Source organism: uncultured Devosia sp., assembly GCF_913055165.1.
Classification (GTDB): domain Bacteria; phylum Pseudomonadota; class Alphaproteobacteria; order Rhizobiales; family Devosiaceae; genus Devosia.
Genome location: NZ_CAJXJS010000017.1, coordinates 33692 through 58012, shown reverse-complemented (window position 1 = coordinate 58012; position 24321 = coordinate 33692). Strand labels below are relative to the sequence as shown.

Sequence of the window (24321 nt, the reverse complement as noted above, 5' to 3'; positions counted from 1 at the left end):
TTTAAGGCGCGAGCAAGGTGCATTTCATGACCCAATTCGTTCCGCTGCTACGACAGTTCGCCAAGGATGAGAGCGGCGTCTTCGCCGTGCTGTTCGGGCTGATGGCCATTGTGCTGATCGCCCTGGGCGGGGCGACCGTGGATTATGTGACCCTGGAACAGACCCGGCAGCGCGCGCAATTGGCGCTGGACGCTGCCGCCCTGGCGCTGCAGCCCGAAATCTTCAAGCCGGGCTACAGCGATGCCAATGTCGAGGCTGCCGCCTTGGCCATCGTCAAGGAACGAGTCAGCGATCCCAGAATCGTGGACAGCATCGACATCGTGCAGGTAGTGGCCAACCCGACCGATGGCTCGCTCTATTTCGCGGGCACTTTCACCATGCCCACAATGTTTGTGTCTCTGGTGGGCGTGCCACAATTGAGTGCCGGCTTCGAAGCGGAAGCCACGCGCAAGAAGCTGGCACTGGAAGTGGTGATGGTGCTGGACAATTCCGGCTCAATGGCCAGCGACAGTCGCATGACCAATCTGGTCGCAGCCGCCAAATGCGCCACCAATATCCTGATGTACACGGACACGGTAGACAGCGGAAACACCTGCATTCCCGCTCCCGGCGCCACGCTTGTCGACGACGTCAAGGTCGGGATCGTACCCTTCACCATGTATGTCAATGTGGGCACCGGCAATGCCAATGCGAGCTGGATTGACCGTTATGGCAATTCGGTGATCGCCAATGACAATTTCGACAATGACGACAATGAAAATTCGGGTGTGCTGAGCCTGTCCGGCTACAGTTTTCCCAACATTTTCGACCTCTTTTCGGCCACCGGCGAAAACTGGCGCGGTTGCGTCGTTGCGCGGCCGCATATCAAGACTGGGACTATGGCATCGGAGTATCTGGACACTGACGATACCGCACCAACAGGGGCCAACACCCTCTTCGTGCCTCTGTTCTCGCCCGATATGGTCGATGGCGTGGGCACCAACAACTACGTCAATGACAGCCCGGCTGTGTGCGATCGACCATCCCAGGGCGGCGCGACCTGCACACAGACTGAATCCAGGACCTGCTATTGGTGGGGCTGCACCGGCAGCAACTATTCGTCGTCACCTACGGGCGGCCCGACAAATTTCACCAGCACATCGAAGTTCGCAAAAGGGATTTACGGAGAGCGTCCGTCAAGCTGTGGCTGTCGCAATTGGGGGTCCTGGTCCGGATGGTCAACCAGCGGCTCGACCCAATCCCGCACCCGCACTTGCTCGGGCGGTGGCTATATTCCAGAAGGCCTCTCCCCGCGCGAACTGCAGGAGCGGGTGTGCAAGTACTACGCGGGAGTCAGCAATTCGAGCTTCTCTCGCGGGCCCAATGCGGACTGCACCCGCACGGCCATCCTGCCGCTGACCACCAATCCAACGACGGTGATCAACACGATCAACGGCATGCAGGCGGAGGGCGGAACCAATATTCACATGGGCACGGTGTGGGGCTTCCGGGCGCTGTCACCGACCGCGCCCTTTACCGAAGGCGGGCCCTACGACCAGGCCACCAGCAAGGTGATGATCGTCATGACCGACGGTGAGAACACCGCCTATAATTTCTGCGGCGGCACCCAGGGCAGCCTCAATGGCAATTGCTACCATTCGGCCTATGGATTCCAGTACAATTCCAACAACACCTCATCGGTCTCAACCAGTGGCGGCAATATTCCGCGCATGGGCAATCCCAGCAATGTCGCCAACGCGACGCTGGTCACGGAAATGAACCAGCGCACACTCGATAGCTGCGCCAATGCCAAGGCCGCGGGAATTTCGATCTACACGATCGGTCTGGCCACCGACACGGTGACCCAAAGCACACCGCAGACGGTCCGTAACATGCTGACTAACTGCGCTTCGGTTGCGTCCAACGCCAAGTTCCCTGCCTCCCCGAGCGAGCTCAAGTCGACGTTCGAGGATATCGCCAATGACCTGTCGGCCCTGCGCTTGGCACGCTGATGGTGAAGGGGGTGGGTGGTACCGCCTCTCCGGATTGAACGGAGGACCTCTAGATCCACAATCTAGCGCTCTAACCAACTGAGCTAAGGCGGCAGGACCCGCAATGGGGTGCGGCTTGGCCTGCACCCGAAAGCGGGCGGAACATAGGTCGAGTTGGACGGGATGACAAGCACCGATTTTGCACTGTGGACAGAGGGCGAAAATGTCGCTGTCGGCGCCATTATCCGGCGGGCTGCTGACCGATCGTTAGGAAAGGCCACTTAACCATTGCTAGCGATGGCGCCCCGGCGCGCATGCGGCCGGGCTGGATTCCCCTGACGCTGCACTATATTGAAGAACACTTAAGGAACTTCGGACGCTTGTACCGGAATGGGACAGATCACCGGGGTCGCGACCAGACAAAGGCTGTCCATGGATGACCGCTGGAACATTTTGCCCGATGCGCGCCGCGTGCTGCAGCATGAGGACGATTCACGTCCAGCATGGCTCTGGTCGCAGGATGGCCAGCGGCTGATCTGGTCCAACCAAGCCGCGACGCTGTTCCAGGCCAAGGTCAAGAAGAGCGGGCTCAAGCGCCCTGCCCCCGCAGTGCCGATCAAGGGTCAGGTGGCGCGTATTCTCCGGCTGGGCTCCCATGGCCGAACCAGTCTGGCGCGCATCCAGTTCCTCGCAGGCGAAAAGCCGCTGTCTGCCACCTGCGCAACCACGCCGCTGGTTTGGGAGAACGGGGAGCCGGTGCTGCTGATCGTGGGTGTCGACCCCATTCCGGTCGATGTGCTGGACGCCGCGCGCGCCGAAGAACCCCCAACTGGCCCGCAGGATCTGCCCGAAGCGGGAGAAGCGCCGGAAGCGGTCAGCCCCGAACCAGCGGCGCCTGCCGAAGAGCCTGTCATCGAGACCGCCGGACCGGTCGAAGAGGCGACCGTGGACGATGCAGCGCCTATTCCGGACGATGACGCCTATGCGCGCGAATTGCAGAGTTGGCAGGAAGGCGATGCTGAAACGGCCTATGAGCCAGTCGAGCCGCACAAGCCATCGGCCGAGAGTGACAGTCCCGAGCACTGGGCCGAGAGCCTGGAAGAGCGGCCGGAAGCCGAGGATATCCCGGTCCAGAACGAGCCGCCCAGCATTTTCGACGCGATAGCCGCCGTTTCTGCCGAACAGCAGCGCGAGGCAGAGGGCGCGACCGACCAAGAAGAAGTGGACGAAGCGGGCGCACCTGAAGACGGCATGCAGGCGGTGTCCCGGCGGCTGAGCGATCTGGTCGAAAAGCTGGCCGATGATGAGGCACTCTACGCTCCGCTGACCGAGGCCGATGATGATCTGCCATTTGGCCAAGCCGAGGTCGAACAGGACGAAGCAGTCGAGCCGGACCTGCGGCCGGCCACCGAGCTGTACCGGATAACCGGGCGCGGCTTTGCGCCGGCACAGGCGAGCGCCGAGGGAACCGAAAAAGCTGAGGCCGCCACTGAACCACAGCCTGACGCAGAAACTGTCGAGCGGGTGTCGCGCTATAATTTCGATGAGTTGTCCCGCATTCTCAACGATCGCGTGGGCGATCGTACCCAGCAGACCGTCAACCCGGTGCAACCAGTGCCACCTGCAGTTCAGGGCGGCAATGGTACAGGCGCGCTCGTCAACCTGGGCGGCGAAACGCTGGTGCTCAACCGTTTGCCGCTGGGCATTTTGGTGTTCCGCGACCAGCAGGTGCTGTTTGCCAATCGCGCCATAACCGAAATGGTGGGCTACGACTCGGTGGAGAGCCTGCGCCAGGCCGGCCTCGCGGCGATTTTCCCGGTGATGGGTTCTGAAGGCCAGGATGCCGGACCGGTCAATCATCTGGTGCAGCGTGATGGCACATTGGTGCCGGTGACCGCGAGGCTGCAATCGATCTCCTGGCATGGTCGCCCGGCCCTGATGCTGTCGGCCAGCACGACGGAGGTGCGTACGGGCCACGAGGACGCGGTCAAGGCCTTCGCCCAGACCTTTGCCGACATTCGTGGTGACGGATTTATCGAGGCCAACCGCAATGGCATGGTGAGCGCGGCCAGCGCTGCGGCCACGCTGATGCTCGCCGGAGGCAAGGCGATGACGGGGCGGCTGCTTTCAGCCCTGGTGGGACAGGATGACGGCGTGGCGCTGCGCGGCTTTCTCGAGCGACCGGCGCGTTTTGCCGAGACCGCCCGTCCCTGCCTGACGCTGCGCTCGACTGATGGCAAGGCCGAAATCCTGCTGTTCGCATTGGGCCAGGCCGGCGTCGTTTCGGGCTATTTCGGTCTCGTGCGGGCCCGCGAGATGACACCGGTGCGGATCGCTTCGACCGGCGACGCCGATCCGGCGCTGCTCAATCGTATAAGCCGCGGCGTGCGCCGCCCGCTCAATACGATCATTGGCTTTTCCGACATCATCCGCTCGAAAGCCTTCGGCGAGTTCGACAATGAGCGATATGCCGCCTATGCCGACGACATCGCCCAGGCAGGGCAGGAGATTGCAGCGCTCGTCGACGAATTGGACGATTATGCGCGGCTGCGCGATGGCCGCTACCTTCCGCAACGGGCGAGCCTGGACCTCACAAGCCTTCTGGAACAATGCGTGCTGCGTATCCGTGGCCAGGCCAATGGCGCCCGCGTGATCGTGCGCAATGCCATCTCCGAGATGTTGCCGCGCATCACGGCGGATCGGGCTTCGCTGGCGCAGGCGGTGTTGAACCTACTCGCCAGCGCCATCGACCAGACACCGGTGGGTGGGGCCGTGGTCATCTCGGCGCAGCGGCATGACGACGGGTCGATTGCCATCCATGTCCGCGACAGCTCCACCGATGCAGTGGATATGGCAGAGCGCTTCGTCGTGTTCCGCGATGGCGTTGGCCGGGACGGTCAGATGCTGGCGCCGGTGCGGTCCAGCGTCGGGCTGGCACTGACCCGCTCGCTGCTGGCCGTCAATGCCGTCTCGCTCGCAGTTGACCCGGCGGGACCGGAGGGCATGCTGTTCACGCTCAAAATCCCGGCTGACCTGGTGGATGAGCGGGAGCTGATCGAGAATGCGGAGGAAGCCGAGTAGCGAGCGCTACGCATCGGCGGGTCCTTCCTCTATATGTGTTGGCACAACAGGCCACGATGGAGGACACCCCATGATCGCACGCAAGACCCTGGCGCTGGCAATGACAGGCCTGATGCTGGCGGCGGCGCCGGTTCTGGCGCAACCGACCGAGATCCGCATCGGCGTGGCATTGGAGCCCCCGGCCCTCGATCCGACAGCGGGTGCGGCCGAAGCGATCGACGTTGTGGTCTATCAGAACATCTTCGAGGGCCTGGTGCGGATCGACCAGACCGGGGCAGTGCAACCCGGGCTGGCGGAGAGCTGGACCATTTCGGATGAGGGGCTGACCTACAGGTTCAAGCTGCGCGAAGGCGTGACGTTTCATGACGGGACCAGCTTCGACGCCGAGGACGTGAAATTCACCTTCGCCCGCCTGCTGGCCGAAGACAGCGTCAATGCGCAGAAGGCGCTCTACACCGCGATTTCGGACGTTTCGGCAATCGACCCCACGACCGTCGAATTCACCCTGTCGCGGCCGGATGGGCTGTTCCTGTTCAATCTGGGGCGCGGGGACGCGGTGATCGTGGCGCCCGAAAGCGCCGGGAACAATGCTGCCGAGCCAATCGGCACCGGCCCCTTCGCCTTCATCCAGTGGGATCGCGGCAGCCGTGTGGTGCTGGAGCAGTACGGCCCCTATTGGGGTGAGAAGCCAGCGCTGACCAAGGCCACCTATATGTTCATCTCCGACACAGCGACCATGACCAACGCGCTGCTGGCTGGCGATGTGGACGGCACCAATAATTTCGCCGCCGAGGCCTTGGCGGTGTTCGAGAATAATCCGCAGTTCAAGGTGCTGGTCGGTTCCACCGAAGGCGAGACCATCCTGGCCACCAATAATCGTCGCGAGCCCTTCAGCGATCTCAAGGTGCGGCAGGCCATGGCGCATGCGCTGGACCGGCAGGAGATCATCGAGGGGGCAACCTATGGCTATGGCGTGCCGATCGGCACCCATTTTGCACCGCATCACCCCTATTACCTCGATCTGACCAACACCTATCCCCATGATGTGGAGGCCGCCCGCGCCTTGTTGGCGGAGGCTGGATATGCCGATGGCTTCTCGGCGACACTGAAATTGCCGCCCGTGGCCTATGCGCGCCTTTCGGGACAGATCATCGCCAGCCAGTTCGCCGAAGTCGGCATCTCGCTTGAGTTGGTCAATATGGAATGGGCGCAGTGGCTGGAAGATGTGTTTGCCAACAAGGATTTCGACCTGACCATCATCAGCCATGTCGAACCCTTCGATATTGGCATCTATGCCAACCCCGACTACTACTTCGGCTATGACAATCCTGAAGTTCAGGCGCTCAACGAGACGCTCAATGCCACAACGGATGAGGCCGAACGCAAGCGCCTGGCGCAGGAAATCCAGACCATCATCGCCCGGGACGCAGTCAACGGCTATCTGTTCGAGCTGGCCCAGACCGGGGTGTGGAACGCCAAGCTCGAAGGCATGTGGCAGAACGCGCCGGTGGAAGGTGTGGTGTTGCGGGATATCCGCTGGGTGGAATAGGGCCTCGGCGAAACAGAAGGCACCGTTCTCGCTGGGCGGCCCCAACCTCGTTCCGTCTCCCCTCAAGTCTCTCCCTCGGAGAGACTTGCATTTTGTGATGGGTCTAAGCCCATCACGAGGCGGGAAGCGAAAGGCTGGGCCGTTTGAGTTCTTCGTTTCCTTCCCCCTTGCGGGGAGGGATCAAGGGTGGGGGTATCTCCCATGACCCTCTTCCTCCTCCGCCGCATTGCCGGGTTTGCGGTCACCTTGTTCGTGGCGGCGCTGATCATCTTTCTGCTGCTCGACCTGCTGCCCGGCGATCCGGCCCGGTTCATTCTGGGTATCAATGCCACGCCTGAAGCTGTCGCTGCGCTTCGGGCGCAGATGGGTTTGGATGCGCCTGCGCATGAGCGGTTCCTGAATTGGATCGGCGGCATGTTGCGCGGGGATTTCGGCATATCAAGCACGCAGCGGCTGGCGGTTTCGGAGCTGATTGCAGAGCGCATGGCCGTCACATTACCCCTGACCATGATCGCCATGGTGGTGTCGGTGGTGGTCGGCCTGCCGATCGGCATCCTGGCCGCGATGCGGCGCGGCAAGGCGACCGACACAGCGCTGATGGTCCTCGCGCAAACCGGGGTCGCCGTTCCCAATTTCTGGTTCGGCATGCTGCTGACGCTGGTCTTTGCGGTGACCCTGCGCTGGCTCCCGACCGGTGGCTTCATACCCTGGGATGAAGATGCCGGTGCTGCCTTGCGTGGCCTTGTGCTGCCGGGACTTGCCCTGGCCCTGCCACAGGCATCGATCCTGGCGCGGGTGATGCGCACGGCCCTGGTCGACGTCGCCGAGCAGGACTTCATCCGTACCGCCCGCGCGAAAGGGATGACCAAGAGCGAGGCCATTTGGCGCCATGGCGTTCGCAATGCCTTGCTGCCGGTCCTGACCATTCTGGGGCTACAATTCGCCTATCTGATCGCCGGGACCATCATCGTTGAAAACGTGTTCTACTTGCCCGGATTGGGTCGGCTGATCTTCACCGCGATCTCAGAGCGTGATCTGGTACTAGTGCGCGGCGCGACCATCGTGCTGGTGGTGGCAACCACAGCAACCATGCTGCTTGTCGATCTTTGCTATGGTCTGGTCGACCCGCGCCTGCGAAGGCAGGGCGCATGATGCGGAAGCTTGCCCGGCAACACCCCAGCCTTGCCATCGGTCTATTGGCCGCCGGGATTTTCGCCCTACTGGGCCTAGTTTCGCTGTGGTGGACCCCATACCCGATCGACCAGATCGCAATCTCCCGGCGCTTCCTTGGTCCCGGCTGGGCCCATTGGTTGGGTACTGATCATCTGGGGCGCGATATGCTGTCGCTGGTGATGAGCGGGATGCTGACAAGCTTCGTTGTGGCATCACTGGGGGTGCTGATCGGCGTTGGCATCGGCGTGCCATTGGGCCTCGCCGCCGTGGCCTGGGGTGGCGCGGTAGAGTGGCTGGTGCTGCGTTTCTCCGATCTCACCTTTGCCTTCCCGGCCGTCATAGTAGCCATTCTCATCGCCACCCTGGCGGGCCCGGGCGCAACCAATGCCACCATCGCCATCGGCATATTCAATATCCCGGTCTTTGCGCGAGTGGCGCGCGGCGGGGCGCTGGCCATCGCCACGCAGGACTATGTCGCCGCGGCCCGGCTGGCCGGCCTGGGCAGAGCCACCATCGCCGCCCGGCACCTCCTGCCCAACATCATGAGCCTGTTGATCGTGCAGGGCACCATCCAGCTGTCACTGGGCATTCTGGCCGAAGCGGGACTGAGCTATATCGGCCTGGGCACCCAGCCGCCGGCCACCAGCCTGGGGTTGATGCTGCGGGACGCGCAAAGCCTGTTCCTGATCCATCCCAGCCTGAGCCTGATACCGGGATTGACCATCGTGCTGGTGGTGATCGCCCTCAACATTGCCGGAGACGGCTTGCGTGACGCGATGGACCCGCGCTTGCGCCACCAGGGGTTGAGCCATGGCGCTGGTTGATATCCGCGATCTGACGATAACCTTCGGACAGCATGAGGCGGTCAGCGGGCTGTCCCTCCGGATCGAGCGCGGTGAGCGGTTCGGTATCATTGGGGAGAGCGGATCGGGCAAGTCGCTAACGGCGCTGGCGATCGCCGGCCTGCTGCCGGAGAGCGCCGCGGTTTCTGGGCAGGTCCTGTTCGAGGGGACAGTGCTGCCGGATGACGAGCGCGACATGACGCGGCTGCGGGGTCGGCATATCGGCATGGTGTTCCAGGAGCCCATGACTGCCCTCAACCCGCTAATGACCATTGGCGAACAGATCGAGGAAGCGATCCGGTTGTCTGAGACCAGCGAGATCGTACCGCTCGCCGTATCGGCATTGCTGGACGAAGTCGGATTGGCGCCGGGCCTTGCCGCTCGCTATCCGCACCAGCTGTCCGGGGGGCAGCGTCAGCGCGCAATGATCGCCATGGCTCTCGCCAGCAAGCCCGAGTTGATGATCGCTGACGAGCCCACTTCGGCGCTGGACGTCATCACGCAACGAACCGTGCTCGATCTGATTTCCACGATTTGCCGGCGCCGGCACATGACGCTGATCTTTATCAGCCACGATATCCGTGCGGTGGCTGCGCTGTGCACCCGGATCGGGGTGATGCGCGCCGGCGAACTGGTTGAACAGGGGGTGACCGGGGACGTCCTGCGGGCTCCGGTGGCCGACTATACGCGAGAACTCGTTGCGGCGAGCCGGATGGAAAGGCGCCTCCGATCCTCCGCGTCCCTCAACGATGATCGGGCCGCATTATTGCGGGTCGAAGGCGTCGGCCGCATCTATAGGCAATCGGGGATCTGGCCAGGGTGCGGCGCTCCGGTGCGCGCCGTTGACCAGGTTGAGCTGACCATAGGCACAGGCGAATGCGTAGCGCTTGTCGGCCCTTCCGGCTGCGGCAAGACGACCCTGGCACGGATTATCGTTGGGCTGGACAAGGCCAGCGACGGCCGAATGGTGTTTGACGGCACGGCCTATGACGGCAGCAATTTGCCGCCGTTGCTGCGCGCGAACATGTCGCTGGTTTTTCAGGATCCGTTCAGCAGTTTTGACCCGCGTATGACGATCGCCCAGTCGCTGGGCGAGCCGCTGCACCTGCTGGGGCGCATATCGGGCGAGGAACGTGAGGCCCGCCTGCGCGAGGCCATCGAAGCGGTCGGTCTCAAGGCTGCCATGCTGGCGCGCTATCCGCACGAATTTTCCGGCGGGCAGAGGCAGCGTCTAGCCATTGCGCGGGCGCTGGTAACCCGGCCGCGGCTGGTGGTTCTGGACGAGCCGGTTTCGGCACTGGATGTTTCGGTGCGCGGCGATATTCTTGCTTTGCTGGCACGCCTGCAGGCCGAGCATGGACTGACCTATCTCATCATCAGCCATGACCTAGACATGGTGGCTGCCATGGCCGACCGGGTCCTGGTCATGGAAAAGGGCCGGATCGTGGAAGAAGGCACGCCCGAGACCCTGTTCGCGCACCCCGAACACCCTCTGACAAAAGCCCTGATGGCCGCAAGGCTGCCGGAGGTCGCCTAGCGGTTCTCCCCTGGCAGGCTGCCAGCCTCTCCGCGGTACGGATATCAGCGGCTGTTGTGCAGCAGGCCCTGGAAAGCACGATAGCTGGCCTTGGGCGTCCGCTTCTGGCTCTGGTAATCCACATGCACCAGACCAAAACGCTTGTTGTAGCCTTCGGCCCATTCGTAGTTGTCGAGCAGCGACCAGGCGAAATAGCCGCGTACATCGGCACCGGCCTGGCGAGCGGCGAGCACAGCCTTGAGGTGGTCCTCGTAGTACTTTACGCGCCGCGGATCGTTGTCGCCCTCGACCTCGGCCATGCCGTTCTCGGTGACGTAGATGGGCAGCTTGGTGTAGTCGTTCGAGACACGCACCAGCAGGTCGGTGAGGCCCTGCGGATAGATTTCCCAGCCGATATCCGTCTTCTCGAGCGGTCCCTTGACCTGTTCAGCGGCACGGCCGGGCTCAGAAGAGGCCTGATAGAGCCCGCGCGTATAGTAGTTGATGCCGAGCCAGTCGAGCGGCCGCGACACCACCGCCATGTCGTCCAGGTAGTTCGCCGGCAGATAGGGCCCGAGCCAGTCGGTCATCTCTTTGGGATACTGGCCCTTGAGGACACCGCCGAGATACCAGCGATTGAACACCGCATCGCCGAAATTGGCGGCAGACTTGTCCGCTTCGCTGTCGGTTGCCGGCTCGGATTTTTCGAGATTTAGCACGATGCCGAGGTTCTTTGCGCCCGCGGCGCGCAGCGCGTCGATGGCAGTGCCATGGGCGAACAGCACATGATGCATGGCACGGGCGGCGGCACGCAGATCGCGATAGCCGGGGGCATGGATGCCGAGGAAATGGCTGAGGAAAGCCACGCACCAGGGTTCGTTGATGGTGGCAGTGGCCTCAAGCCGGTCGCCGAACTTGTTGGCGACCAGTTTGGCGTAGTCGGCGAACCAGTTGGCAATGTCACGGTTCATCCAGCCGCCGCGGTCCTGCAGGGCTGAGGGCAGGTCCCAGTGGTAGAGCGTAGCGTAGGGTTTGACGCCGCGGTCAAGCATGCCGTCGATCAGGCGGTCATAGAAATCAATACCGGCCTGGTTGACGGTCCCGGTGCCTTCGGGGATGAGCCGCGGCCAAGACAAGGAGAAGCGATAGGCATCGAAGCCGCCATCGCGGATCAGGTTGAGGTCCTGCGGCCAAAGCTCATAATGATTGCAGGCGTGGAGCCCGGTATCGCCATTGTGAACGTTGCCGGGGGTGGCGGAGAAGGTGTCCCAGATCGATGGGCCGCGACCGTCGCCCTGCCCTCCTTCGATCTGATAGGCGGCGGTGGCCACGCCGAACGTGAAGTCAGAGCCGAAATCCCGGCGATCAAACGAGAACATATCCCCTCCCTGCAGGCATTCGCCCTTGTGGTTCAGCGGAATAACACTGACCGCCGAGCTCATGCAATCGATTTCAGCAATCGATTTAAGGGCGCGCCACCGGGCGGCAAAGTGCTGCGGAGACGTTTTCCGCCTCGCTGGCCCTGGACTTTCCGGCCTATGCCAGTGTGGTGACCAGACGTTGGGCGATCTGGCGGTAGGCCCCGGCCTCGGGTCCGTCGGGTGCCGTCACCAGCGGCGGGGCGCCGGCATCGGAGCCTTCGCGGATCGACATGACCAGCGGAACTGGGCCAAGGAAGGGAATTTGGAGGCGTGCCGCAGCCTTTTCGGCGCCACCGGTGCCGAAGATATCGTAACGATGGCCGGTGTCCGGGGCGATGAAATAGCTCATGTTCTCAACCAGGCCCAACACAGGAACGGACATGCGGCGCAGCATGTCGATAGCCTTTTGAGCGTCGATCAGGGCCAGGTCCTGGGGCGTGGAGACAATCACCACGCCATCGACGATAGTCTGCTGGAACAGCGCGATGTGGATATCGCCAGTGCCCGGGGGCAGGTCGATGATCAGCACATCAAGACCACCCCAATCGGTCTCGCGCAGCAACTGCCGCAGGCCGGATGTAGCCATTGGGCCGCGCCAGACCACGGCCTGTCCCGGCACCAGCATGGAGCCGATGGATATGGCTTTGACCCCGTAGGCCTCGTGCGGTGTGAAGACGCCATCGTCGCGAATGGCGGGCTTGCCTTCGATGCCAAGCAGCTTGGGAATGGAGGGGCCGTAGAGGTCCGCATCGAGTACACCGACTTTCAGGCCCTCCGCAGCCAGCGACAGCGCAATATTGACCGCCGTGGTGGACTTGCCCACGCCGCCCTTGCCGGAGCCAACCGCGATGATGCGCTTGACGCCGTTGACGCGGGTCTTGCCCTGCGGCTGGGCTCCGCCATGGCCAAACTTGGGAGCGTTGGACTTTTCGGCAGTGAGCGAGACCATCACCTTGCGAGCGCCGCCGACCGCTTGGGCGCGCTTTTGTGCCTCTTCCCGCGCGGGCCCGAAGGCCGCTTCCATGCCCGGTGCAACTGCAATCGCAAAGGCTATAGCGCCTGGCGTAACGATAATATCGGAGAGGCCGCCATAGCCAGCCAGATCACCGCCGCCGGGAATCTCGACGTCGGCGAGGGCAGCCTTGATCTGGGCAGCAAGATCTGTGTCGGCCATGCAGAATTCCTGAAACAAAAAAGACCCCACCCCGAACGTATCGAAGGGCGGGGCCTGAAAGCGGAGCGAAAGCTCTTAGAGAATCGACTGGCCCGTGGCCTTCCAATCCTTGAGGAAGCCTTCGATGCCCTTATCGGTCAGCGGGTGCAGGGCCAGCTTCTTGATGACGTCGGGCGGGATGGTGGCCACATCGGCGCCGGCCAGCGCGGCCTGCGTAACATGGTTGGCCGAACGGATCGAGGCAGCCAGAATCTGCGTCTCGAACTGGTAGTTGTCGTAGATAGTCCGGATGTTCTCGATCAGCTCCATGCCATCGAGATTGATATCATCCAGGCGGCCGATGAAGGGCGAGATATAGGTCGCGCCGGCCTTGGCCGCGAGCAGGGCCTGATTGGCCGCGAAGCAGAGTGTGACATTGGTCTTCACACCCTTTTCCTTGAAGTATTTGGTGGCCTTGAGGCCAGCCAGGGTCAAGGGCAGCTTGATGACGACGTTGGATGCGATCTTGGCCAGGGTTTCACCCTCGGCAACCATGCCGTCATATTCCAGCGAGGCCACTTCGGCCGAAACCGGGCCGGGCACGATGGAACAAATCTCCGCGATCACTTCCTTGAAGTCCCTGCCGGACTTGGCGATCAACGACGGGTTGGTGGTTACACCATCCAGAAGCCCGGTTTCGTGAAGCTCCTTGATGGCGGCGGTATCTGCAGTGTCGACGAAGAACTTCATCGTTCCCTCCTGAAAACTCTAATTCTGTCTGGCGCTTACACCAGATGTAGACATGCGGGCGGATTGCCGCAAGCGGTGCACCTAGCGAATGGCGGACAGGATGGCCTCGGCCAGATCGCCGACGCGATCTTCCGGGATACCAGCCACGTTGATGCGGCTGTCCCCCGTCATATACACCCCGTTTTCGGCCTTAAGATGATCAACCGCCTCGCCAGGCAGCCCGAGCAGCGAGAACATGCCGCGGTGATCGGCCACGAAATCAAAATCGCTTGAATTGGACCGCTCGCGGATTGCGGCGGCCAGTTTTGCACGCAGGGTAAGCATGCGCTCACGCATTTGAGAGAGTTCGGCTTCCCACTCGGCGCGGAGTTCAGCATCCTCAAGGATAATACGGATAATTTCCGCGCCGTGGTCGGGGGGCTGCGAATAGGCACCCCGGATGATATTGAGCAACTGCGAGTTGGTCACATCAGCCTGTGCGCTGTCCCGGGCGACCAGAATGGCCGCGCCAATGCGTTCGCGATAGAGGCCGAAATTCTTCGAGCCGGAGAAGGCGATCAGCGATTCGGGGACGGCGGAGACGACCTTGCGGGTGCCGTAGGCGTCGGCCTCAATGCCGTCACCAAAGCCGAGATAGGCCAGATCGATGAAGGGCAGAGCGCCAGTGCGCGCGAGGCTTTCGGCCACCTGATCCCACTGCGTATTGGTGAGATTGGCGCCCGTGGGGTTATGGCAGCAACCATGCAGCAGAACGACGTCGCCAGCACCCAGCTTGTCGAGAGCGGCCAGCATCTCGTCGAACTTCACCGCCCGAGTGGCGGGATCGAAATAAGGATAGGTCGCGACCTCGAGACCGGAACCAATGGCGATGGGATTGTGGTTGGCCCAGCTCGGGTCGGACACATAAACCGTGGCGCCGGGCCGGGCGCGGTTGATCAATTGCATCAGCACCCAGAGCGAACCGGTGCCGCCGGGGGCCTGGGCAATGCGGACGCGGTCGCGGTCGACACTGCCCGCCAGGACGAGATCGAGCACGGCATTGCCGAAGCCCTTGTTACCAGCAATGCCGAGATAGGTCTTGGTCTTCTCGTTGGCGAGCATGCGCTCTTCGGCCTTGCGGACCGAGGTCATCACCGGGGTGACGCCCTTTTCATCCTTGTAGACGCCGACGCCAAGGTCGATCTTCTGGGAGCGTTGGTCGGCGGCGTATTCGCCCATGAGCGCCAAAATCTTGTCGCCAGGAGCCTTGGAGAGGGTTTCGAACATGTCGGAAGATCCGGTGAGAAGGCGTGGCCTTTATAGGCCGGGTGGAATGAATTGCAAATCGGCGGCGTTAGCGTTTGAGGCCCGATTTCTCCAGCTCGGCGGTTAGCTTGGGCAGAATGTCGAACAGATCGCCGATCAATGCGACATCGGCGATCTTGACGATGGGTGCCTCGGCGTCGGTATTGATCGCGATGATCTTCTTTGCGCCCTGAATACCTGCAAGGTGTTGCAGCGCGCCCGAGATGCCGACGGCAATGTAGAGGTCCGGGGCGATGATCTTCCCGGTCTGGCCAACCTGCCAGTCATTGGGCGCGTAGCCGGCATCAACGGCTGCGCGGGTCGCGCCAATCGCGGCACCAAGGGTTCGCCCCAAGGCCTCGACCAGTTTGAAGCCCTCGGCAGAGCCCACCGACACCCCGCCGCCGACCACGATTTGCGCCGTGGAAAGATCGGGGATGTCGCTTTCAGTGCGATGTGCTGCAATGAAACGGGCGGCAGAGACGATGTCCGCATCTAGCGCTTCAATCGGCGCCGCATTGCCCGACGCCGCCGGACGGAAGGCAGAGGGGCGGAATGTGAGGACATGCTTGGCTTGCAGGTCGGTGACGGTTTCCAACGCATTGCCGGCGTAGATGGGGCGGACGAACCGGGTGGCACCCTCGATGGCGACAATGTCGGTGACCGGCTGAACATCGAGTTTGGCGGCCAAGCGTGGCATCACATCCTTGCCGGTCGTCGAGGCGGCCGCGGCGATAACCGTGTACGCCTCGGCCAATCCGGCGAGCAGAGTTGCCAGGCCGTCGGCCAACACGGCCTCTTTGGCGTGGATGACCTTGGCAATGCCAGCAATGGTTGCCGCCTGATCGGCAGCGGCGCGGGGACCTGCGACCAGCAGGTCCACAGGGCCAAGCTGGGCGGCCGCGGCGGCGACCCGGGCGGTGGAGGCCGAGAGGGCGCCATTGTCGAGTTCGGCGAGCAGCAGGACGCTCATCAGATCGCCTCCATCGCGTTGACATCATCGGCAATGATGGCGGCGAGTTCGGCCACGGAATTGACTGCCCTGCCGGCACTTCGCTCCGCAGGTGGGGAGACCTTCTCGACCTTCAGGCGGGGCGCCAGATCAACACCAAGCTCGCTGGCGGGCCGAATGGCCAGTGGTTTTGCCCGCGCCTTCATCACCATGGGCAAGGCCGCGTTGCGGGGCGTATTGAGCCGCAGATCGGCTGTGACGATGGCAGGGAGCGGTATAGCAATGGTTTCGCGGCCGGAATCGACTTCGCGGGTCACCTCCAGCTCATCGCCGGCAAGTTTGATCGCGGACGCGAAGGTAGCCTGGGGCCGATCGGTCAGCGCTGCCAGCATCTGGCCCACGTGATTGCTGTCATCGTCCACGGCCTGCTTGCCCAGCAGGACTAGATCAGGCTTTTCCTCATCCACCACCTTGGCGAGGAGTTTGGCGATGGCGAGCGTCTCGAGCGCCTGATCGGTCTCAATGAGTACGCCGCGGTGAGCGCCCATGGCGAGAGCGGTGAGGATTACATCATTGGCTGGTTTCGGCCCGATGGAGACGATCACCACTTCCTCAGTGTGGCCGGCTTCAGCCATCTGCACGGCCGCTTCCACCGCGTGCTTGCAGAATGGGTTCATGGACATACGCACGCCAGTGGTCTCGACGCCGGTACCGTCGGGCCTGACCCGGATGCGCACATTGTGATCGACCACGCGTTTGACCGCGACCAGGATTTTCATAGCCAACCTTTGGGCAACTGCCGATAGTTGATGGGCTTTCTGGCAAAAAGCCCCCATGCGGGCAAGGCGCAGCGGGGGAAATTCGGTTCGGTCTGACGCAAAAGATTGGAAAGGGGTGCCCGCGGGATGCTTGCAAGGATAGCGGCGGTGGTCCCGCTGCGCATGATCGTCTTGCGGAAGGGCGCGACCGCGACCACGTGTGGAGTTGACGTCCCCTGCCCGGGCGGAGACATTGCCGCCTTCACGACTGCTTCGGAATGCTTATGCCCGTTCTTAATCGAATTGCCGAGTTTCAACCCGAGATCGCCGCCTGGCGGCGAGATTTTCATGCCCACCCCGAAGTACTGTTCGATGTTCATCGCACGGCCGGGATTGTGGCGGACAAATTGCGGGCGTTCGGCTGCGACGAGGTGGTGACGGGGATCGGCAGGACCGGCGTCGTTGGGATCATACAGGGTCGGAGCCAGGGCACCCGGACCATTGGCCTGCGCGCCGATATGGACGCCCTGCCAATGACGGAAAAGACCGGGCTGCCGCATGCCTCGACCCAGGCCGGCAAGATGCACGCCTGCGGTCATGACGGGCACACCGCCATGCTGCTCGGGGCGGCAAAATATCTGGCCGAGACGCGCAATTTCGATGGGCGGGTGGCTCTGATCTTCCAGCCGGCCGAAGAGGGCGGTGGCGGCGGCAAGGTGATGATCGACGACGGCCTGTTGGACACATTCGACATCGCCGAGGTCTATGGCATGCACAACTGGCCGGGTATGGCGGTTGGCACCTTCGGCATCCGTGCCGGGGGCATCATGGCCGCGACAGACCGGTTTTATATCGACATCATCGGCCGGGGCGGCCATGCGGCACGTCCGCAGGTAACGATCGACCCGATCATTGTGGCGGCACAGATGGTTACGGCGCTGCAGACTATCGTTTCGCGCAATCTTGACCCTCTCGACAGTGCGGTGCTGAGCGTGACCATGGTGGAGGCTGGCGAGGCGGACAACGTGATCTCACGCACCGCCAAGATCACCGGCACGGTGCGCACGCTGGACGGCAACGTGCAGGACTTCATCGAAGCGCGGTTGAACGAGTTCGTACCCCAGTTTGCCCAGAGCTTTGGCGCAGAAGCCACGGTGCGCTATGCGCGCGGCTATCCGGTGACGGTCAATGCGCCCGAACAGACGGCTTTTGCCGCAGCAGTGGCGCGGGACATTGTGGGAGCCAGTCAGGTCGATGACGACGCGGCGCCGTCCATGGGCGGCGAGGATTTCTCCTTCATGCTCAACGAGCGGCCCGGCGCCTATATCTTCCTGGGCAATGGCGACTCGACCGAACTGCACACCGATACATATGACTTCAATGATGAGGCCATTCCGGTTGGTGTGAGCTATTGGGTCAGGCTGGTGGAGAAGGCTTTGCCCCTCGGCTGAGACTCGTTGGCTGCCAAGGGCCGGCCGGTTCGCCACATTGATCCTTCCGATCAACCTTTCGCGGGGACTTTGGATCGGTTAAGGCAAGAGGCATAATGCCTGCCTCATTTATTGCCCGTACCGACATCATTCCAGTCGTCATCACCCTCGCCGTCGCGGCAGCGGGCGGAGGGTTGGCCCATGTCCCGGGCTTGCCGGCCGGATGGCTTATGGGTGCGGCGCTTGCTGTCACCATTGCCGCTATGTTGGGGGCACCAATGCGCATGCCAGATGGGTTGCGCAATGTGGTTTTCGTCCTCATCGGCATGTCCATGGGTGCCAGCGTTGCTCCGGACAGCCTGCAGTTGCTGGGCAGTTGGCCGGTGTCCCTGGCAGCCCTCGCCATCGAACTGGTCATTATCGTGGCTGCAACCGGCTGGATGCTGACGCGGGTGTTCAAGCTCGATCCGGGCACGGCCTATCTCAGCTCGTTCCCGGGGCATCTGTCATTTGTCATGGGCATTGCCGCAACCGGCATTGGCGATGCCCGACAAATCGTGATCATCCAGGTAATCCGCATCCTGATGCTGACGATCGCAGTGCCCATCGGCGCGGTGTTTCTGCCGATAGACCAGTTCGCGCCTCCCGTGCGAAGCGACGTTCTAAACCCGTTGCAGGTGCTTATCCTGGCCGCCGGATGCGTGGCTGCCGGCGTGCTCTTCATGCGGCTCAAGGTGCCGGCAGGCATGGTGCTGGGCGCCATGGCAGCGGCGACGGCCGCAAAGCTGGGCGGTCTTTATACCGCGGCCATGCCTGCCCCTATGGTGATTGCGACCTTCGTGCTGACAGGCGCGCTCATCGGATCGCGTTTCGTCGGCATCACTCGGCGGGAATTCCTGGCGGCGGCCAAGGGTGGCTTGATCGCCACGGCGATGACGGTGAGCATCGTCACAGTGATGGCATTTGGCGTGATGCAACTGGTCGACATGCCCTTTGGACAGATCTGGCTGGGTCTGTCGCCGGGCGCGCTCGAAGGCATGGGGGCGCTGGGCATTGCTCTGGGCTACGACACAGCCTTCATCGCCGCACACCATGTCATTCGCCTGCTGCTGCTCAGCTTTGCCATCCCCGCCGTCGCATTCTGGGTTCGCTGGCAGGAACGAAAGGCACAGGACGGCCACAATCGGGCGGCATGAATCGGGCAAGGGAGACATTCCGAATGACCAGAATTGCGGCCGCCATTGTGCTCACCCTTGTCTTCGCCGGAACCGCCCAGGCATCGACAACTCAATGCCTGACGCGCCAGTCAGGCGTCAGCATTTCCTTCGGCTTCAGCATCGGCAAGAGCTTCACCGAAACCGAGTTGAACGCGTTCAATCTGATGCGGCTACGGCGCATGGGCGTGGATGCAACGCGGGCCGAAATGTGGGGCGGCTGCATTCGTGCCTTCGTGCGCAAGCCCGGCGGCGGAGAGGAAATGCAGTTCTTTCACCCCGACACCTTCGAGCGGGTCCAATAGCCTGCGCCTGATCAGGCCTTGTAGCTCACGCGCCCTTCACCCGCAGGCGCCGGCAGAATGGCAAAGCCGTTCGGACCCAGCTTAAGGGCAGAGCCTTCAAGCTCGGCATTGTGGCTAACCGGCTCAAGCGCCAGCTCTACCTTTGAGAGTTTGACCACCCGCGGTTCGGCCGACAGGTTGAAGACGCAGATCAGGTCTTTGTTGCCGGCGGAGCGCCGATAAGCCAGCACCGGCTCGGCGCAATTGAAGAAGGTGATATCGCCCGTGACCAGCGCCGGATGGGTTTTGCGCCACGCCAGGAAAGACCGGTAGAAATTGAGGGTTGAGTTTGGATCGGCGTTTTGCAGATCGACGCTTAGGGCCGTTTGGGCAGGCTTGACGGGCAGCCAGGGCTTGCCGGTGGTAAAGCCGGCCTGAGGCAGGTCGTGTTGCCAGGGCATGGGCGTACGGCACCCATCACGCCCCTTGTCGCCTGGCCAGAAGCGGATGCCGCGCGGATCGGTCAACTCTTCATAGAGAATATCGGCTTCGGGTAGCCCGAGTTCCTCACCCTGGTAAAGCCCTGCCGACCCCTTCAGGGTCAGCACCAGCGCCGCGGCCTGGCGCGCCAGATCGGCCGGGGAGACGCTATGTGGCTTCCAGCGTGTCATATGGCGGATGACGTCGTGGTTGGAAAAGCTCCAGCACGGCCAACCGGTCTCCCCTTCGGCAAAAAAGCCCTCCACCTTGGACCGGAAGTGTTTCGCGGTGAAATTGGGGCTCAGGAAATCGAAGGAGTAGCACTGATGCAGCATGTCGCTGCCGGAGGTGTACTGCTTCATCAGTTCCACCCCGCGCTCATCGTCGCCAACCTCGCCCACCGTGGTGACCCCGGGATATTTGTCGAGCAGCTTCCGCACCCTCTTCAGCCAGGCGACGTTTTCAGGCTGACTCTTGGAAAACTTGTGGGTCTGCATGTCATAGGGATTCGTCGCGGCTGCACCCTTGAGCGATTTGCGCGGCGGATTGGAGCGCAGCTGCGCGTCGTGGAAATAGTAGTTGACGGTGTCCAGCCTGAAGCCATCCAGGCCCCGGTCGAGCCAGAAACGCATGACGTCCAGTACCGCATCCTGCACGGCAGGATTGTGGAAGTTCAGGTCCGGCTGCGAGGTGAGGAAATTGTGCAGGTAATATTGCTTGCGCGCCGTGTGCCATTCCCAGGCGGAGCCGCCGAACACCGAGAGCCAGTTGTTGGGTGGCGAGCCATCGGGCTTGGCGTCCGCCCACACATACCAGTCGGCCTTGGCGTTATCCCGGGAGAAACAGGATTCGCGGAACCAGGGATGCTGATCCGAGGTATGGCTGACAACCTGGTCGATGATGACCTTGAGGCCCAGGGCATGGGCGCGCTCGATCAGCAGATCGAAATCCTGCAGCGAGCCGAAGAGCGGATCGACCTCCATATAATCGGAGACGTCATAACCCATATCGGCCTGGGGCGACTGGTTAATGGGAGACAGCCAGATACAGTCGACACCCAGGCTCGCTATATGGTCGAGCCGGTCGATGATCCCGGGTAGATCCCCTACCCCGTCACCCGTGCTGTCCTGAAACGAGCGGGGATAGACCTGATAGATCACTCCGCCGCGCCACCAATCACTCATCTGTCAGATCTCCCTGGGCCAATCCGCCCGGACTTGAATCGCCGCAGAGGCTATAGGGTTCCGGCCCGGCTGTTAATCGGGGAGGATGCAGGGCTCATATCCCGTGCCTTGCGGACTGGATCATGGCGCGAAGCGCCAGATGAGAAAGGTCACACCACCGCGCTGATCAGCGGCTCGCCGGCAAAGTGCTTTTCGAGATTGGCCACCAGCAGTGCGCCCATGGCGTCGCGGGTCTGGTGCGTGGCGCTGCCCTGGTGGGGCGAAAGCACGACATTGTCGAGGGTGAGCAGTTCGGCGGGTACCTGAGGTTCGTTCTCGAAAACGTCGAGCGCTGCACCGCCGAGGCCACCATTGGCCAGCAGCTCGACCATGGCGGGCTCATCGATCAGCGTGCCGCGGGCGACATTGACGATGCAGCCCTTGTGGCCGAGCGCCTCGAGCACTTTTCGGGAGACGATCCCCTCGGTGCCCTTGCCACCCGGCGCGATGACCACCAGCCAGTCGCTGTCGCGGGCCATGTCCTCAAGCTTGTCGTAGTAGATGTAAGGCACTGACGGCTGGTGATGGCGGCCGAAATAGACCACCCGCATCTTCATGGCCTGGGCGCGAACCGCGATTTCCTTGCCGATACGTCCGAGACCGAGAATGCCCACTGTCTTGCCGGTCAACTCGGAGAACAGGCCAAAATTGCCGGACGGCCACTTGCCTTGACGCACGAACTGGTCGGCCTGCGGAATGCGGCGGGCCAAGGAAACCATGAGGCCGATGGTGAGTTCGGCCACCGCGTCATTGAGTACGTCGGGCGTATTGGTGACCCGGATATTGCGTGCCTTGGCGGCGGCGGTATCGATATTGTCGTAGCCGACGCCGAAGCTGGCGATGATCTCAAGATTGGGCAGGCTATCCATCAGATCGGCCTGGACGCCCGAGCCGGCATGGGCACGGATGCGGGCGCCATTTTTGGCCAGCCAGGCATCCCTATCCGCCATCTCATGCAGCTTATGGACGGTATAGCGGGCCGCCAAAGCCTCTTCGCATGAGGCGAGAAGTGGATGTGTCTGGAGAATTTCTATGGTCATAACCGCGCGACTCCCTTTGCGGGGAGACTAGCGGCGGCAAGCGGCCCGGCCAAGGGCGAGGAGGGGCAATTGGGTTCGCACCGGCGCCCTAGCCTGCGCCGATAGTGACGGGCACTCGGTCTGCATGCTCCTCATCAGTGAAGATGCGCGACCGGGTCAGAAAGCGCTGTTCCGTACCATTGTCGAGACTGAACATGCCGCCCCGGCCTGGAATCGCGTCGATGATCAGTTGGGTATGCTGCCAATAGTCGAACTGGCTGGGGGACATGTAGATGGGGAAGCCACCGATCTCTCCCATCTTCACATCGCGGTCGCCGATGATGAAGTCGCCCTTGGGATAGCACATGGGCGAAGACCCGTCGCAGCATCCACCCGATTGGTGGAAGAGGATGTCACCATGTTGCGCGGCAATGGTCGCGATGAGCGCAAGGGCAGCATCAGTGGCGATGACGCGCGGGACGGGATTGGTCATGGCGGGTTCCTTGCAAAAAAGAGCCATTCCGGCCTGCCTCGCCAATGGGGAGAGACGGGGTTGATGTCTCGGTGAGACAGACCGGAACGGAGGAGTAGCCCGGGGAGGAGGTCACCCCGGGGATGTGCGATGGGCCTCTCCGCAAAGGGAGAGGCAAGTAGGCGCCTCGACCTAGAAGAAGCCGAGTTTTTTGGGGCTGTAGCTGACCAGCATGTTCTTGGTCTGCTGATAGTGATCGAGCATCATGCGATGGTTTTCGCGGCCAATGCCGGACTGCTTGTAGCCGCCGAATGCCGCGTGGGCGGGATAGGCATGGTAGCAATTGGTCCAGACCCGTCCGGCCTGGATACCGCGACCAAACCGATAGGCGCGGTTGGCATTGCGGGTCCAGACGCCGGCGCCGAGGCCGTATAGCGTGTCATTGGCGATGGCCAGCGCCTCGTCGTCATCCTTGAAGGTGGTCACGGAGACAACCGGTCCGAAGATCTCTTCCTGGAAGATGCGCATCTTGTTGTTGCCGGCAAAGACCGTGGGCTTGACGTAGTAGCCGCCGGCCAATTCGCCTTCGAGCATGTTGCGCTCGCCGCCGGTAAGGACCTTGGCGCCTTCCTGGCGGCCGATATCGAGATAGGACAGGATCTTTTCCAATTGCTCGGATGAGGCCTGGGCGCCGATCATGGTTGCATCGTCCAGGGGTGAGCCCTGCTTGATTGCCTCGACGCGCTTGATCGCCCGCTCCATGAAACGGTCATAGATGCTTTCCTGGATCAGGGCGCGACTGGGACAGGTGCACACTTCGCCCTGATTGAGGGCAAACATGGCAAATCCCTCGAGGGCCTTGTCAAAGAAGTCATCATCCTCCTCCAACACATCCTTGAAGAAGATGTTGGGCGACTTGCCGCCGAGCTCCAGCGTTACGGGAATGAGGTTCTGGCTGGCATATTGCATGATCAGCCGGCCCGTTGTGGTCTCGCCGGTAAAGGCGATCTTGGCAATGCGGTTAGACGAGGCCAGCGGCTTGCCCGCTTCAAGGCCAAAGCCGTTGACGATGTTGACCACGCCGGGCGGGATAAGGTCCTCAATCAGCTCCATGAGCAAGAGGATAGAGGCCGGGGTCTGTTCGGCCGGCTTGAGGACGACCGCATTGCCCGCTGCAAGCGCCGGGGCAAGCTTCCAGACGGCCATGAGGATGGGGAAGTTCCAGGGAATGATCTGGCCGACCACACCCAGGGGCTCATGGAAGTGATAGGCGACCGTATCGTGATCGAGTTCGGAAATGCCGCCTTCCTGTGCGCGGATGGCGCCGGCAAAGTAGCGGAAATGGTCGATGGCCAGGGGGATGTCCGCGGCCTTGGTTTCGCGGATCGGCTTGCCGTTGTCCCAGGTCTCGGCCAGAGCGATGAGGTCGAGATTTTCCTCCATGCGGTCAGCAATTCGATTGAGCATCAGGGCACGCTCGGCCGGCGATGTGCGTCCCCAGGCCGGGGCGACCTTGTGGGCGGCGTCAAGCGCGCGCTCTATATCGGCCGCCTTACCGCGCGCGACTTCGCAGATCACCTGGCCGGTGACCGGCGAAGTGTTGTCGAAGGTTTCGCCATCGGCGGCATCGGTCCACTGCCCGCCGATATAGTTGCCGTAACGGGCCTTGTAGGGTGACTTGGTGCGTTGGCCAATAAATTCGGGTTTGTTCAAGGCTTCCTCCCTTGGTTCTAGAATGGAAGCACCAAGA

19 protein-coding genes and 1 tRNA gene are annotated in these 24321 nt (G+C 62.3%); 9 read left to right on the top strand and 11 right to left on the bottom strand.

Translation table 11 applies throughout. The features are described from left to right. Nucleotides 1–26 precede the first annotated feature (26 nt). On the top strand, nt 27–1991 hold the full coding sequence (locus QZ564_RS07915) for a TadE/TadG family type IV pilus assembly protein (protein ID WP_297107411.1): 1965 nt from the start codon (nt 27–29) through the stop codon (nt 1989–1991). 16 nt (nt 1992–2007) lie between these two features. On the opposite strand, the gene QZ564_RS07910 is transcribed toward QZ564_RS07915, so the two are convergent. After that, nucleotides 2008–2084 (bottom strand) — tRNA-His (locus tag QZ564_RS07910). Nucleotides 2085–2360: 276 nt separating this feature from the next. On the opposite strand from QZ564_RS07910, the gene QZ564_RS07905 reads away from it, so the two are divergent. From QZ564_RS07905 to QZ564_RS07885, 5 genes are all read left to right on the top strand, one after another. Next, complete coding sequence (locus tag QZ564_RS07905) at nt 2361–5051, top strand: histidine kinase dimerization/phospho-acceptor domain-containing protein (protein WP_297107408.1); 2691 nt, start codon at nt 2361–2363, stop codon at nt 5049–5051. 70 nt (nt 5052–5121) lie between these two features. Next, a complete protein-coding gene (locus tag QZ564_RS07900) occupies nt 5122–6600 on the top strand; it encodes an ABC transporter substrate-binding protein (RefSeq protein WP_297107405.1) in 1479 nt (492 codons plus the stop codon). A gap of 201 nt (nt 6601–6801) precedes the next feature. After that, nucleotides 6802–7752 (top strand): ABC transporter permease, encoded by a 951-nt coding sequence (locus QZ564_RS07895; RefSeq protein WP_297107402.1) that lies wholly within the window; start codon nt 6802–6804, stop codon nt 7750–7752. Further along, nucleotides 7749–8597: an ABC transporter permease gene (locus QZ564_RS07890; RefSeq protein ID WP_297107399.1), complete on the top strand. Its 849-nt coding sequence runs from the start codon at nt 7749–7751 to the stop codon at nt 8595–8597. Before QZ564_RS07895 ends, QZ564_RS07890 begins: the two co-directional genes overlap by 4 nt. Further along, the gene (locus QZ564_RS07885; protein ID WP_297107396.1) at nt 8584–10152 is read left to right on the top strand and encodes an ABC transporter ATP-binding protein; all 1569 of its coding nucleotides are present in this window, start codon (nt 8584–8586) and stop codon (nt 10150–10152) included. Before QZ564_RS07890 ends, QZ564_RS07885 begins: the two co-directional genes overlap by 14 nt. 44 nt (nt 10153–10196) lie before the next feature. Here the strand turns inward: QZ564_RS07885 and QZ564_RS07880 are convergent, their stop codons facing one another. The 6 genes from QZ564_RS07880 to QZ564_RS07855 all read right to left on the bottom strand — a co-directional run bounded on the left by QZ564_RS07880 (nt 10197) and on the right by QZ564_RS07855 (nt 16470). Beyond that, nucleotides 10197–11510, bottom strand: coding sequence for a GH1 family beta-glucosidase (locus QZ564_RS07880; RefSeq protein WP_297107393.1), 1314 nt, complete (start codon nt 11508–11510; stop codon nt 10197–10199). A 157-nt stretch (nt 11511–11667) separates the two neighbouring features. Beyond that, complete coding sequence (locus QZ564_RS07875) at nt 11668–12726, bottom strand: Mrp/NBP35 family ATP-binding protein (protein ID WP_297107390.1); 1059 nt, start codon at nt 12724–12726, stop codon at nt 11668–11670. Between the two features lie 75 nt (nt 12727–12801). Beyond that, complete coding sequence (fsa, locus tag QZ564_RS07870; RefSeq protein ID WP_297107387.1) at nt 12802–13455, bottom strand: fructose-6-phosphate aldolase; 654 nt, start codon at nt 13453–13455, stop codon at nt 12802–12804. Between the two features lie 81 nt (nt 13456–13536). After that, nucleotides 13537–14721 carry an amino acid aminotransferase gene (locus QZ564_RS07865; RefSeq protein ID WP_297107384.1) on the bottom strand — a complete coding sequence of 395 codons (1185 nt, stop codon included), beginning with the start codon at nt 14719–14721 and terminating at the stop codon, nt 13537–13539. Nucleotides 14722–14788: 67 nt separating this feature from the next. Beyond that, the gene (locus tag QZ564_RS07860) at nt 14789–15712 is read right to left on the bottom strand and encodes an FAD-binding protein (protein WP_297107380.1); all 924 of its coding nucleotides are present in this window, start codon (nt 15710–15712) and stop codon (nt 14789–14791) included. Then, nucleotides 15712–16470 (bottom strand): electron transfer flavoprotein subunit beta/FixA family protein, encoded by a 759-nt coding sequence (locus QZ564_RS07855; protein ID WP_297107377.1) that lies wholly within the window; start codon nt 16468–16470, stop codon nt 15712–15714. The genes QZ564_RS07860 and QZ564_RS07855 overlap by 1 nt, the downstream gene beginning before the upstream one ends. A gap of 263 nt (nt 16471–16733) precedes the next feature. Here QZ564_RS07855 and QZ564_RS07850 point away from each other — a divergent pair, with 263 nt between their 5' ends. The 3 genes from QZ564_RS07850 (at nt 16734) to QZ564_RS07840 (ending at nt 19398) form a co-directional block, all read left to right on the top strand. After that, complete coding sequence (locus tag QZ564_RS07850) at nt 16734–17900, top strand: M20 aminoacylase family protein (protein ID WP_297107374.1); 1167 nt, start codon at nt 16734–16736, stop codon at nt 17898–17900. 95 nt (nt 17901–17995) lie between these two features. Beyond that, a complete protein-coding gene (locus QZ564_RS07845; protein ID WP_297107371.1) occupies nt 17996–19075 on the top strand; it encodes an AbrB family transcriptional regulator in 1080 nt (359 codons plus the stop codon). A 23-nt stretch (nt 19076–19098) separates the two neighbouring features. Continuing rightward, entirely contained in the window at nt 19099–19398 is a 300-nt protein-coding gene (locus QZ564_RS07840) for a hypothetical protein (RefSeq protein ID WP_297107368.1), read from the top strand. Between the two features lie 11 nt (nt 19399–19409). Here QZ564_RS07840 and QZ564_RS07835 read toward each other — a convergent pair whose 3' ends face one another. The 4 genes from QZ564_RS07835 to adh all read right to left on the bottom strand — a co-directional run bounded on the left by QZ564_RS07835 (nt 19410) and on the right by adh (nt 24284). Next, nucleotides 19410–21041 carry an alpha-glucosidase family protein gene (locus tag QZ564_RS07835; RefSeq protein WP_297107365.1) on the bottom strand — a complete coding sequence of 544 codons (1632 nt, stop codon included), beginning with the start codon at nt 21039–21041 and terminating at the stop codon, nt 19410–19412. Nucleotides 21042–21190: 149 nt separating this feature from the next. Next, on the bottom strand, nt 21191–22120 hold the full coding sequence (locus tag QZ564_RS07830) for a 2-hydroxyacid dehydrogenase (protein WP_297107362.1): 930 nt from the start codon (nt 22118–22120) through the stop codon (nt 21191–21193). Nucleotides 22121–22208: 88 nt separating this feature from the next. Continuing rightward, a complete protein-coding gene (locus QZ564_RS07825; RefSeq protein ID WP_297107359.1) occupies nt 22209–22592 on the bottom strand; it encodes a DUF779 domain-containing protein in 384 nt (127 codons plus the stop codon). A gap of 171 nt (nt 22593–22763) precedes the next feature. Further along, the gene (gene adh, locus QZ564_RS07820; protein WP_297107356.1) at nt 22764–24284 is read right to left on the bottom strand and encodes an aldehyde dehydrogenase; all 1521 of its coding nucleotides are present in this window, start codon (nt 24282–24284) and stop codon (nt 22764–22766) included. Nucleotides 24285–24321: the final 37 nt, after the last annotated feature.